Annotated in this window: 10 protein-coding genes; 5 read left to right on the top strand and 5 right to left on the bottom strand. The window is 73.1% G+C overall.

The genetic code is table 11. The annotated features are described in order from the left end of the window. Positions 1 to 22: 22 nt before the first annotated feature. A complete protein-coding gene (locus ML5_RS11325) occupies positions 23 to 382 on the bottom strand; it encodes a YciI family protein (protein WP_013285335.1) in 360 nt (119 codons plus the stop codon). A gap of 4 nt (positions 383 to 386) precedes the next feature. Continuing rightward, on the bottom strand, positions 387 to 1,319 hold the full coding sequence (locus tag ML5_RS11330) for a MerR family transcriptional regulator (protein WP_013474785.1): 933 nt from the start codon (positions 1,317 to 1,319) through the stop codon (positions 387 to 389). Positions 1,320 to 1,438: 119 nt separating this feature from the next. On the opposite strand from ML5_RS11330, the gene ML5_RS11335 reads away from it, so the two are divergent. From ML5_RS11335 to ML5_RS11350, 4 genes are all read left to right on the top strand, one after another. Then, positions 1,439 to 2,485 (top strand): iron ABC transporter permease, encoded by a 1,047-nt coding sequence (locus ML5_RS11335; RefSeq protein ID WP_013474786.1) that lies wholly within the window; start codon positions 1,439 to 1,441, stop codon positions 2,483 to 2,485. Between the two features lie 101 nt (positions 2,486 to 2,586). Continuing rightward, positions 2,587 to 3,621 (top strand): iron chelate uptake ABC transporter family permease subunit, encoded by a 1,035-nt coding sequence (locus ML5_RS11340; protein WP_236619405.1) that lies wholly within the window; start codon positions 2,587 to 2,589, stop codon positions 3,619 to 3,621. Further along, complete coding sequence (locus ML5_RS11345; protein ID WP_013474788.1) at positions 3,618 to 4,520, top strand: ABC transporter ATP-binding protein; 903 nt, start codon at positions 3,618 to 3,620, stop codon at positions 4,518 to 4,520. Before ML5_RS11340 ends, ML5_RS11345 begins: the two co-directional genes overlap by 4 nt. 32 nt (positions 4,521 to 4,552) lie before the next feature. After that, positions 4,553 to 5,497: an ABC transporter substrate-binding protein gene (locus ML5_RS11350; RefSeq protein ID WP_013285340.1), complete on the top strand. Its 945-nt coding sequence runs from the start codon at positions 4,553 to 4,555 to the stop codon at positions 5,495 to 5,497. Between the two features lie 56 nt (positions 5,498 to 5,553). On the opposite strand, the gene ML5_RS11355 is transcribed toward ML5_RS11350, so the two are convergent. Together ML5_RS11355 and ML5_RS11360 are read right to left on the bottom strand one after the other, a co-directional pair. After that, positions 5,554 to 6,813: an Nramp family divalent metal transporter gene (locus tag ML5_RS11355; protein ID WP_013474789.1), complete on the bottom strand. Its 1,260-nt coding sequence runs from the start codon at positions 6,811 to 6,813 to the stop codon at positions 5,554 to 5,556. 331 nt (positions 6,814 to 7,144) lie between these two features. Beyond that, positions 7,145 to 7,792, bottom strand: coding sequence for a hypothetical protein (locus ML5_RS11360; protein WP_013285342.1), 648 nt, complete (start codon positions 7,790 to 7,792; stop codon positions 7,145 to 7,147). A 186-nt stretch (positions 7,793 to 7,978) separates the two neighbouring features. Between ML5_RS11360 and ML5_RS11365 the strand changes: the two genes are divergently transcribed. Next, positions 7,979 to 9,622 (top strand): hypothetical protein, encoded by a 1,644-nt coding sequence (locus ML5_RS11365; protein ID WP_013474790.1) that lies wholly within the window; start codon positions 7,979 to 7,981, stop codon positions 9,620 to 9,622. A gap of 65 nt (positions 9,623 to 9,687) precedes the next feature. On the opposite strand, the gene ML5_RS11370 is transcribed toward ML5_RS11365, so the two are convergent. Beyond that, positions 9,688 to 12,192, bottom strand: a complete 2,505-nt coding sequence (locus ML5_RS11370; RefSeq protein ID WP_013474791.1) for an RNA helicase — start codon at positions 12,190 to 12,192, stop codon at positions 9,688 to 9,690. Positions 12,193 to 12,225 lie beyond the last annotated feature (33 nt).

Genomic DNA, 12,225 nt, shown 5'->3' on the forward strand with positions numbered 1-12,225 from the left:
CGGGCGCTGCCGGCCGCGACACTCAGTCGCCGGCCGCTGCCTCCAGCATCGAGCGGGGGACCGGCACCTGCTCGAAGCGGACCTGACCCTCCGGCACCATCCAGCTGCTGACCTGCGCGACGAGTCGTCCCGCGCGGACCGCCGGGTCGTTCGCGTACAGCTCACGGGCCATCTGCGGGTCCACCGACAGCACCACGAAACCGCGGACACGCCCGTCGTCGCCGTCCAGGAACGGCCCCGCCGCCAGCACCGCGCCCTGCTCCACCAGCCCGGCCTGGTGCGCCAGGTGCGCGTCCTGGATCCGGTCGAGGGCGTCCTGCGGCAGGTCCGGCGCGTCGTCCGGGCGGACCAGGAGCACCACCGTGTGCCTGTCGAATCGCATGTCCTCAGGCTAGGTGCTGCCGGGCGCGCAGTGCCCGGATCGACCAGTCCAGCACCGGCGCCAGGCTCTCGGCCGGTGGCCACCCGTTGACCACGGAGAGCAGCTCCAGGTACCGCTCCCGGCGAGGGTCGCTCGCGGTCCGCAACCGGTCCAGCATCCGCCGGCGCAGGTCGGCGTCGTCCGAGCGGCCGCAGAGCCGCGCGTACCGGCCCGCCGCCCGGTCCAGGATCGGATCGGCGTCGGGCGAGGCCGGCTCGATGCCGTCGGCGAGCGCCGGGGCCACCTCCTCCCGGACCACGGCGACCACGTCCCGGCGTACGCCCTCGGCGCCTTCCCGGTCCGCCGCGTGCTGCTCGGCCAGCCGGCGCAGCCCGGCCCGGAATCCCGGGTCCAGGGCCAGCTCGGCCAGCTCCACCCACGCCTCGATCTGGCCGTCGTCCGGATCGTCTGGCAGTTCCGGCGTGAGCGACCGCCTGATCCCCGCGAACCCCGGATCGGTCAGGCCGCCGAACGCCGCGTCGAGGAACTCGTCGACCAGCCGCCGCCGCTCCCGCGCGGCCAGGCCGGCCAGCCGGTGCAGCAGGTCGGCCTCGGACGGGGAGGCCCCGCGCCGGGCGATCACCGTCAGCACCGCGCGGCGTGACCGCAGCAGGCGGATCTGCGCGGTCAACGCGTCCGCGTGCGCCGAGGCGACCTCGGCCAGGCTGACCTCCCGCGCCACCACCCGGCGCACGGTGGGCAGGTCCACGCCCAGCTCGCGCAACGTCCGTACCAGGTCGAGCCGGGCCACGGCCGCCGCGTCGTAGCGGCGGTGGCCGGCCGGTCCCCGGTCGGTGGGCGGCACGATGCCGCGGTCGGACCAGAACCGGATGGTCTTCACCGGCAGCCCGGTCCGCCGGGCCAGATCACCGATCGAGTAGCGCTCCGCACCGTCCATGCGCCCACCATCGCGCCTCCCCCCGGTGGAGGCGCAACCCCATCGACAATGCCCGCTTAGGTACGCCTTACCAGGTCAGCTAAGGTAAGGCGCACCTAATCGGAAGGCGAAGCCCCCTCGTGACCACCGTCGCCGTCCGGCCCGCGCGGGCCGGGACTCCCGTCCGCCGCGGCACCGTCCGCCGCGTCGCGGTCACCGTGGCGGCGGCGCTCCTGCTCCTGCTGGCGCTGCTGGCCAGCCTCGCGCTCGGCAGCCGCCATCTCCCCGTCGACCAGGTGTGGCACGCGCTCGTGTCCCCGGACGGCGGCGACGCCACCACAGTGGTCCGGGAACTGCGGCTGCCGCGTACCGCCCTCGGGCTCGTCGTCGGCCTGGCGCTGGCGCTGGCCGGGGTGCTGTTCCAGGCGGTGACCCGCAACCCGCTGGCCGAGCCGCGCATCCTCGGCATCAGCGCCGGGGCGTCGTTCGGTGTGGTGCTGGCCATCGCCGTGTTCGGGGTGGGCACGCTCGCCGGGTACGTCTGGTTCGGCATCGCCGGCGCACTGCTCGCCGGGCTGCTCGTGTTCGCCATCGCCAACCGCACCCGCGAGGGCGCCAGCCCGGTCACCCTCGCGCTCGTCGGCGCGGCCCTCGACGCCGGTCTCGGCGCCATCGTGTACGCGCTGCTCAGCATCGACGCCCGCACGTTCGAGGAGTACCGCTTCTGGGTGGTCGGCGGGCTGACCGGCCGGGGCGTCGGCGTGGCCGGGCAGGTGCTGCCGTTCGTGGTGGCCGGGGTGGTGCTGGCCGCGCTCGCCGCCCGCGGTCTGGACGCGCTCGCCCTCGGCGACGACGTGGCCCGGGGACTCGGGCACCGGGTCGCACTGGTCCGGCTCGCCGCCGGGGCCGGTGGCGTGCTGCTCACCGGTGCTGCGGTGGCCGCCGCCGGGCCGATCGCCTTCGTCGGGCTGGCCGTGCCGCACCTGGCCCGGGCGCTGGTGGGCGCGGACCAGCGGTGGACGCTCCTGGTCGCCGCGCTGCTCGGCCCCGCGCTGCTGCTCGCCGCCGACGTGGCCGGCCGCCTCGTCGCCCCGCCCGGCGAGATCCCGGCCGGCATCATCACCGCCCTGCTCGGCGCCCCGCTCCTGGCCCTCCTGGTCCACCGAGCCAAGACGGTGACGACATGACCACCCCCACCCCCGGCTCCCGCGATCTTGCACTTGCTGCCCCGACGAAGGGGGCATTCCGGGCACCCGAGGGGCCCGAAGTGCAAGATCAACGGGGTCGGGTGCGACGGCCGCGGGGGCGTGGAGTGCTGCGGGTCGGGGCGGTGGTGGTGCCGTTCCGGTGGCGGCCCCTCGTCGTGGCGGCGGTGCTGTTCGTGCTGCTGTGCGTCGCGGTGGTGGTCAGTCTGTCGCTGGGTACGCCGTACGTCGCCCCGGTGGACGTGGTGCGGTCGCTCTCCGGTGCGGGCACCCCGTACGACCTCGTGGTGCGCGACCTGCGACTGCCTCGCGCGGTCCTCGCGGCGGTGGCAGGGGCGGCCTTCGGCGTCGCCGGCACGCTGATCCAGAGCGTGGCCCGCAACCCGCTCGCCAGCCCCGACGTCATCGGTGTCACGCAGGGCGCCGGGCTGGCCGCGACGATCGCGCTGACCAGCGGCGCGGCGGCGGTGCTGGTGGCGCCGGCGGCGCTGCTCGGCGGCCTGGCCGCCGCGGTGGTGGTGTTCGCGCTCGGCGCCCGGCACGGCCTGGCGGCCCAGCGGTTCGTGCTCGCAGGTGTGGCGGTGGCGTTCGCGTTCCGGGCGCTGATCGAGGTGGTCATGCTCACCGCCGACCCGATCGACGGGCTGCGCGCCCAGATCTGGCTCATCGGCACGCTCGCCGGCAAGGGATGGAGCGAGGCGGCCTGGATCGCCGGCACGCTCGCCGTGCTGCTGCCGGTGCTGCTCTGGGCCGGGTGGGCGCTGCGCAGCAGCGCGCTCGACGACGACACCGCGCGGGGGATCGGCCTGCGGCCGGTGGCCCGGCGCATGGGGCTGGCCGGCACCGGTGTGCTGGCCGCCGCCATGGTCACCGCCCAGGTCGGCGCCGTCGACTTCGTGGCGCTGGTGGCCCCGCAGGTGGCCCGCCGGCTGGTCCGCGCCGAGCGCCCGCCGCTGCTGTGCGCCGCGCTGCTCGGCGCGTTGCTGCTGGTCCTCGCCGACCTCGGTGCCCGCCGACTGCTGGCGCCGACCCAACTGCCGGCCGGCGTGCTCACCGCGGCGATCGGCGGGCCGTACCTGATCTTCGTGCTGCTGCGCACCCGAGGGAGGCGGTCGTGACCGCGCTGCTGTCCACCCGCGACCTGGTCGTCGGCTACGAGGGCCGCACCGTGCTGGACGGACTCGACCTCGACCTGCCGGCCGACACGTTCACCGTGATCGTCGGCCCGAACGCCTGCGGCAAGTCGACGCTGCTGCGCACGATGGCCCGGCTGCTCACGCCCCGGCGCGGCGCGGTGCTGCTCGACGGCGCGGCGATCCGCGAGCTGCCGACCCGGGACGTGGCCCGGCGGCTCGGCGTCCTGCCGCAGAGCCCGCTGGTGCCCGAGGGGATCACCGTGGCCGACCTGGTCGGGCGCGGCCGGCAGCCGTACCAGCGCTGGTGGCGGCAGTGGTCGGCCGAGGACGGGCGGGCGGTCGAGGAGGCCATGCGGCTGGCCGACGTCAGCGCGCTCGCCGACCGCCCGGTGGACACGCTCTCCGGCGGGCAGCGCCAGCGGGTGTGGATCGCCATGACGCTGGCCCAGGACACCGACGCGCTGCTGCTGGACGAGCCGACCACGTTCCTCGACCTGGCCCACCAGGTCGAGGTGCTGGACCTGCTGCACCGGCTGCGCGCCGAACGCGGCCGGACAGTGGTGGCCGTGCTGCACGACCTCAACCAGGCGGCCCGGTACGCCGACCATCTGATCGCCATGCGCGACGGCGCGGTGGTGGCCGCCGGCGAGCCGCGCGAGATCCTCACCGCGGACCTGGTCCGCGACGTGTTCGGGCTGGACTGCGTGGTCGTGCCCTGCCCGGTCAGCGGCGCCCCGCTCGTGGTGCCCGCCCTCACCCAGGCCGGATCCGCCCAGACCGGATCCGCCCAGACCGGATCCGCCCAGGCCGGATCCGCCCAGACCTCGGCCGTTCCGGCCGTCACGCCGGCTCCGGCCGGCGCCCCCGTCGGCGACGCCTGAGCGCGCCGACCCGCACCACCGAAAGGAACCTGATGCGTCGTCTCGCCGTCGCACTCACCGCCGCCCTCGCTCTCGGCGTCGGCCTCACCGCCTGCGGGGAGAGCGACCCCGTCGCCGGTACCGGCACCGGGGAGACCCGGGAGATCACCCACTCCATGGGCACCACGAAGGTGCCCGCCGAGCCGAAGCGCGTGGTCGTGCTCGACACCGACAAGATCGATACCGCGCTGTCGCTGGGCGTCACCCCGGTCGGCGCGGCGACCGCCGGTGAGGCGAAGAGCTGGCCCACCTACTTCGGCGCGGACAAGCTCGCCGGGATCACCGAGGTCGGCGTGCTCACCGAGCCGGACCTGGAGGCGATCAACGCGCTCAACCCGGACCTGATCCTGGGCAGCAAGTTCCGCCAGGAGAAGTTCTACGACGAGCTGTCCAAGATCGCCCCGACTGTCTTCACCGAGAAGGTGGGCGTCACCTGGAAGGAGAACTTCCTCCTCGACGGTGCGGCGCTGGGCAAGGAGCAGCAGGCCAAGGACCTGCTGGCCGAGTACGAGAAGCGGGCGAAGGACTTCGGCGCGAAGCTCGGCGACGCCTCGTCCCGCAAGGTCTCCATCGTGCGTTTCATGCCGACCGAGATCCGCCTGTACGGGCCGGACTCGTTCTCCGGCATCGTCGTCGGCGACACCGGCCTGGGCCGCCCCGAGCGGCAGATGCTCGCCGGCAAGGAGGACAAGCGGATGGACCGGGTCAGCCCGGAGCGCATCGCCGAGGCCGACGGCGACGTGGTGTTCGTGACCGCGTACGGCGAGAAGGCCGCCGCCGAGCAGGCCAAGGTCACCGGCGGCACGCTGTGGAAGGGCCTGTCCGCGGTCAAGGCCGGCAAGGCGCACGTGGTCTCCGACGAGATCTGGATGACCGGCATCGGCGTGGGCGCCGCCAACAAGATCCTGGACGACCTGGAGAAGTACCTGGCCGCCTGAGCCCCGAATCACCCGCGCCCGTCCAGCCCCACCGGGCCGGACGGGCGCGGGTGTGTTCAGGCCGCCAGTTGCCAGAGCAGGAACGCGTTGAGCGCCACCACGAACGCCGTGATCGCGACCGCGGCGGCGGTGGTGGCCCGGCGATTGACCAGGCTGCCCATCAGGTCCCGGCGGCGCGTGAACATCACCACCGGGATCAGCGCGAACGGGATGCCGAAGCTCAGCACCACCTGGGACAGCACCAGCGCGCGGGTCGGGTCGACGCCGATCGCGAGCACCGCGAGCGCGGGCAGCAGGGTGATCATCCGGCGTACCAGCAGCGGGATCCGGCGGCGCAGGAAGCCCTGCATGATGATCTCGCCGGCGTACGTGCCGACGCTCGTGGAGGCGAGGCCGGACAGGAGCAGGGCGACCGCGAAGCCGACCGCCGCCGCCGTGCCGAGCGTGGTGGCGAGCCCGGCGTGCACGCCTTCGAGGGTGTCGGTGCCGGGGATCGACGTGCCGTGGAAGCTGCTAGCGGCGACCAGCAGCATGGCCAGGTTGACCGCGCCGGCGATGCCCAGCGCGATCAGCACGTCGACCCGCAGGCCCTTGGCGACGACGCGCCGCTGCGTCTCGCCCTCCGCCGGCAGCCGGTTCGGGGTCAGCGCCGAGTGCACGTAGATGACGTGCGGCATCACCGTCGCGCCCAGGATGCCGGCGGCGAGCAGCATGCTGTCGGTGCCCTGCATCCGGGGCAGCAGCCCGGCCGCAGCGTCGGACACGTCCGGTTGCGCGCTGACCAGGTTGACAGCGAACGCCAGCACGATCACGCCGAGCAGCACCGCGATGGCGATCTCGAACGTCCGGAAACCCCTGGCGCGCAGCGCCAGGATGGCGAACGAGGCGGCGCCGATGATCAGGCCGCCGGGCAGCAGCGGGACGCCGAACAGCAGGTACAGCGCGACCGCCCCGCCGATCACCTCGGCCAGGTCGGTGGCCATGGCGACCAGTTCGGCCTGCGCCCACATGACCCGGTTGAGCGGCCGGGGCAGATGTTCCCGGCACAGTTCCGGCAGGCTGCGCCCGGTGGCCAGGCCGAGCTTGGCGGTGAGCGTCTGCACCAGCATGGCGGCCAGGTTCGCCGCCACGACCACCCAGACCAGCAGGTAGCCGTACCGGGCACCGGCGGTGGAGTTGGTGGCGAAGTTGCCGGGGTCGACGTAGGCGACCGCTGCCACGAACGCGGGCCCGAGCAGGATGAGCCGGCCACGTACCGGGCGTGGGGCGCGGGCGGTCCGTAGCGGGGGTACGACGGACGAGTCGTTTGTTACCACTGTTGCTCCTCGACGACGGCGAACGACGGACGACTGATGGCGAACGGCGAACGGCGGGGGGTGTCAGGGAGGGCGGCCACGCGGGGGTGTTCCCGACGGATGCCCATATATGCCACCAACCTGAGCCCGGAGGAGGAAAGCAGACACGGGACGATGCCGTCCGCTGTACGACCACCGGCTGGGCGCCGTGCGGCGCACCGCCCGGGACGACGAACGGCCGCCCCGGGTGGCGGGGCGGCCGTTCGGTAGGTGGGCGGCGCGGCGGTCGCCGCCGGGTACGCGGTCCGGCGGCGTGGTCGCGGTGCGCCGGATGGCGTGCCGCGGCGGTCGGTCAGGCGGCGGTGGACCAGATGGCCCGGAACGCGGCCGCCTCACCGGCCAGCCACTGCTCGATCTGCTCGGGCTTGACGTCGGCGGGCATCCGGTGCGCCTCGCCGCGCCGCACGTCGACCAGGACCGGCTCGGCGTGCGGCAGCACCGCGTCCATGTGCCGGGCCATCAGGTGCAGTGTGGCCAGCGTCGTCTCCTCGCTCGGCGGCGCCTCGTCGAAGTGCAGCCGGATCGCCTCGGCCCGGCCGTCGGCGTACCGGACGCCGAACTGCGGGTTGATCTTCACGGGCAGGTCGCCCAGCATGGCCAGCGCGTCGCGCGTCTGGGCCAGGTCGACGCCGGCCGGCTCGCCGAGCGAGTGCAGCCAGCGGGTCGCGCCCGGCACGAGCGCCTCGTAGAGCGGTCGCCAGCGCGGCTTGACCAGGTCGGCGACCTGCGCGAGGTGCGTACCGCCGGTGTGGAACGCGACGTCGGCCTTGAGCGCCTTGACGAACTGGCCGTGCGGGTTGAAGCCGTGCCGGCTGGCCCGCTGCCGGCGCAGCCCGCCGACGAAGGTGGCCTTGGTGGGGCCGGTGCGGTCGACGTACCGGGTGAATCCGAGGAGGGTGGCGTAGGGGGTGACAGGGGTCGCGGAGGTGGGCGCAGTCACGAGCATCCTCCCAGGTCAGCAGCTTGATTAGTACATACATTCTAATCGACGGGTCTGACATCGCCCAGGGTGCGAAAGGGGCATTGTCGATCCGTTCGCCGACGGCCCGCCGATCCGGACGGGACACCGCGCGATCGATCCGTCCCCTAGAGTGCGGTTCTTCCACACCTCTCTCCCGGAGTACCCATGCGATCCCTCACGGCCCGATGGCCCCGCCTCGCCGCCGCCGCGGCGCTGCTGGCCACGACCGCGCTCTTCGCCCCGTCGACCCCGGCGCACGCCGCCGACGAACTGCCCGACCTGTTCGTGTCCTTCAGCAGCGACCCCGTCGCGGAGATCGACAACAGTGGCACCACGGTCGGGATGTACGTCTACAACTACGGCCAGGCCGACGCGACGGCGGTGACCGTCACGCTCGACCTGGGCAAGCTGTCGTCCGACGTGGTCGCCTCGGTGCCGGACTGGAACGACTCCTGCAAGCTCGCGGCGGGGAAGGTCACCTGCACCGTCGGTGGCCTGGTGGCCGGCCAGACCGATCTCATCTATCCGCTCTCGCTGGCCAGCCGCACCGGTGCGACCCCCGGTGACGCCGGTTCGGTCGGCGTGACCATCGCCGGCGCACAGGACGACGCCAACCCCGGCGACAACACGATCAGCTTCCCGGTCACGATCCGCGCCTCGGGCCCCGATCTGGTCGCCGCCGCCGACGACCTGAACGACAAGTCCAAGCCGGTCGGTGAGGGCGACCGGGTCCCGCTCTACAGCGGTGTGCTCAACGAGGGCGACAGCCCGGCGACCGACTTCACCGTCCGGGTCGACCTGCCCACCGGCGCCACCTTCGTCGAGCGGTACAGCGACTGCACCTACGTCGGCTACTACCCGAAGGCCAGCGGTCCGCCGTACGTATACGGGCCGAGCCAGGTCACCTGCACGGTGCCGCTGACGCTCAAGCCCGGCGAGGGGCTGCTGCTGTTCGACGACGAGACGGGCGAGTCGCTGTTCAACATCACGTTCGGCCGCAACCTGCCGGGCCCGGACGAGAACTACGCCCTGTTCAGCACCGCGCTGGCCGGTGAGGCGGAGACGGCGAAGAAGGCCGCGGCGACCAAGGGCAACGGCCCGTCGTTCGCCACCGCCGCCGAGAAGCTGCACGCCAAGGCGGTCAAGGCGGGTCAGGCCCGCAAGGCCGTCGTGGAGCGCGAGCTCGACGAGTCGGACAACTACGCCGACTTCCGGTTCTGGAGCAAGAAGAACAGCCTCGACGTCGCCGTCACCGCCGCGCCGGTGAAGGGGACGGTCGGCCAGACCGTCGACCTCACCTACGAGGTCGTCAACCACGGCCCGTCCGACGGCGGCGGCCCCGGTGTCCTCATCACCGCACCGAGCGGCACCGTCCTGCTGCCCAGCGAGTGGTGCTACACCGACGGCCAGCCGGGCACGACGTTGCCCGAGTCGGCGAAGCTGCGGTGCAACTTCGAGAGCGAGTTCCCGAGCGTGGCCTCCGGCTACGGCCGGATCAAGCCCACCGTGCAGCTGAAGATCAAGTCGACGCCGGGTACCGACGGCACGATCGTGGTCGACGGCGCCACGTCCTCGACCGAGTCGAAGCCGGCGAACAACACCGCTCGCATCGTCGTCGCCGTCGGCAACGGCGGCCCGGGCACCGGTGGCTCCGGAGACGGCAGCGGTGGCACCGGCGGCGGCCTGCCGATCACCGGTGCGCCGGCGGCCACGCTCGCCGGTGTCGGCGCCGCCGTGCTCGCGGCCGGCGCGGTCCTGTTCGTCGTGTTCCGTCGTCGTCGCGTGGCGTTCCAGGCCCCGCGCGACTGATCGGACACGATCGCGGGGGCGGAACCGGACCGGTTCCGCCCCCGCGGGTACGTCAGCCGACGCCGCTACAACTGGCCGACGTCGGTGACGCGGACCACCGCCGCGCCTGTCTCGTCCGAGGCGGCCAGGTCGATCTCGGCGCTGATGCCCCAGTCGTGGTCGCCGTCCGGGTCGTCCAGGATCTGCCGGACGGTCCACCGCTCGCGGCCCTGCTCGATCATCAGCAGCGCCGGCCCGCGCGCGTCCGGCCCCACACCGATCGAGTCGTACGCCTCGAAGTACGGCTCCAGCGCGTCCGCCCAGGCGTCGGCGTTCCAGCCGTCGCCCGCGTCCAGCTCGCCGAGCAGGTCCCAGCGGCGCAGCGCGGCCAGCTCGACGCGACGGAACATCGCGTTGCGCACCAGCACCCGGAACGCCCGCGCGTTGCGGGTCACCGCCGGCGGCCGGTCGTCCAGCGAGGCGGCCACCTCGGCCACGTCCGACGGGTTGCGCAGCCGCTCCCACTCGTCGATCAGGCTGGAGTCGACCTGGCGGACCAGCTCGCCCAGCCACTCGATGAGGTCGACCAGCTCCTCGGTCTTCGCGTCCTCGGGGACGGTCTGCCGCAGCGTCTTGTACGCGTCGGCGAGGTACCGCAGCACCAGCCCCTCGGACCGGGACAGCCCGTAGAACTGGACGTACTCGGGGAACGTCATGGCCCGCTCGTACATGTCCCGGACCACGGACTTGGGGGAGAGCTGGTGGTCGGCCACCCAGGGGTGTCCCTGCCGGTACATCTCGTACGCGGAGTCCAGCAGCTCCGCCAGCGGCTTGGGCCAGGTCACGTCGTCGAGCAGTTCGAGGCGCGCCTCGTACTCGATGCCTTCGGCCTTCATCGCGGCGACCGCCTCGCCGCGGGCCTTGAACTGCTGCGCGGACAGTACCTGGCGGGGGTCGTCCAGGATCGACTCGATCACGCTGAGCACGTCGAGCGCGTACGACGGCGACTCCCGGTCGAGCAGCTCGACGGTGGCCAGCGCCAGCGGTGACAGCGGCTGGTTCAGCGCGAAGTCGAGCTGGAGGTCGACGGTGAGGCGTACCCGGCGGCCGGTCTCGTCCGGCTCGGGCAGCTCCTCGACCACGCCGCCCGCGCGCAGCGCCCGGTAGATGGCGATGGCCCGGCGGATGTGCCGGCGCTGCGCGGCCGGGTCCTCGTGGTTGTCGGTGAGCAGGTGCCGCATCGAGGCGAACGCGTCGCCGGGGCGGCCGATCACGTTGAGCAGCATCGAGTGGCTGACCTGGAAGCTGGAGGTGAGCGGTTCCGGCTCGGCCTCGACGAGCCGCTGGAACGTCGGCTCGCCCCAGCCGATCGAGCCCTCCGGCGGCTTCTTCTTCACCACCTTGCGGCGCTTCTTCGGGTCGTCACCGGCCTTCGCGAGTGCCTTCTCGTTCTCGATCACGTGCTCGGGGGCCTGCACCACGACCCGGCCCAGCGTGTCGAACCCGGCCCGCCCGGCCCGGCCGGCGATCTGGTGGAACTCGCGGGCCTTGAGCAGCCGGGTGCGGGTGCCGTCGTACTTGCTCAGGCCGGTGAACAGCACGGTACGGATCGGCACGTTGATGCCGACGCCGAGCGTGTCCGTACCGCAGATGACCTTGAGCAGGCCGGCCTGGGCGAGCGTCTCGACCAGGCGGCGGTACTTCGGGAGCATGCCGGCGTGGTGCACGCCGATGCCGTGGCGGACCAGCCGGGACAGCGTCTTGCCGAAGCCGGAGGTGAACCGGAAGTTGCCGATCGCGCTCGCGATCATGTCCTTCTCGGCGCGGGTGCAGACGTTCACGCTCATCAGCGCCTGGGCGCGTTCCAGCGCGGCGGCCTGCGTGAAGTGCACGACGTACACCGGGGCCTGCTTGGTCTCCAGCAGTTCCTCCAGCGTCTCGTGCAGCGGCGTGGTCGCGTACGAGAAGAGGAGCGGGACCGGCCGCTCGGCCGAGCGGACGACGGCGGTCGGCCGCCCGGTGCGCCGGGTCAGGTCGTCGACGAAGCGGGTGGTGTCGCCGAGCGTGGCGGACATCAGCACGAACTGGGCCTGCGGCAGCTCGATCAGCGGCACCTGCCAGGCCCAGCCGCGGTCCGGCTCGGCGTAGAAGTGGAACTCGTCCATGATCACCTGGCCGACGTCGGCGCGGCGGCCCTCGCGCAGCGCCAGGTTGGCCAGGATCTCCGCGGTGCAGCAGATGATCGGCGCGTCCGCGTTGACGCTGGCGTCGCCGGTGAGCATGCCGACGTTCTCCGCGCCGAAGACCTCGCAGAGCGCGAAGAACTTCTCCGAGACCAGCGCCTTGATCGGCGCGGTGTAGAAGGTCGTCCGGTCGTCGGCCAGCGCCGCGAAGTGCGCCGCGATCGCCACCAGGCTCTTGCCCGAGCCGGTCGGCGTATTCATGATCACGTTCGCGCCGGAGACGATCTCGATGACCGCCTCCTCCTGATGGGGATAGAGGTCCAGGCCGCGCTCGGACGCCCAGGAGGCGAACGCGTCGTAGAGGGTGTCGGGATCGGCGGTCTTCGGCAGCGCGGCGGTGAGAGTCATGGCGGCTCCCATCGTGCCTGGATCACACCACGC

Source organism: Micromonospora sp. L5 (genome assembly GCF_000177655.2).
Classification (GTDB): Bacteria; Actinomycetota; Actinomycetes; order Mycobacteriales; family Micromonosporaceae; genus Micromonospora; species Micromonospora aurantiaca.

Excerpts from the sequence above, each read along its gene's own strand:
- ML5_RS11330 (WP_013474785.1), bottom strand. The coding sequence starts at position 1,319 with ATGGACGGTGCGGAGCGCTACTCGATCGGTGATCTGGCCCGGCGGACC.
- ML5_RS11350 (WP_013285340.1), top strand. The coding sequence starts at position 4,553 with ATGCGTCGTCTCGCCGTCGCACTCACCGCCGCCCTCGCTCTCGGCGTC.
- ML5_RS11325 (WP_013285335.1), bottom strand. The coding sequence starts at position 382 with ATGCGATTCGACAGGCACACGGTGGTGCTCCTGGTCCGCCCGGACGAC.
- ML5_RS11370 (WP_013474791.1), bottom strand. The coding sequence starts at position 12,192 with ATGACTCTCACCGCCGCGCTGCCGAAGACCGCCGATCCCGACACCCTC.
- ML5_RS11365 (WP_013474790.1), top strand. The coding sequence starts at position 7,979 with ATGCGATCCCTCACGGCCCGATGGCCCCGCCTCGCCGCCGCCGCGGCG.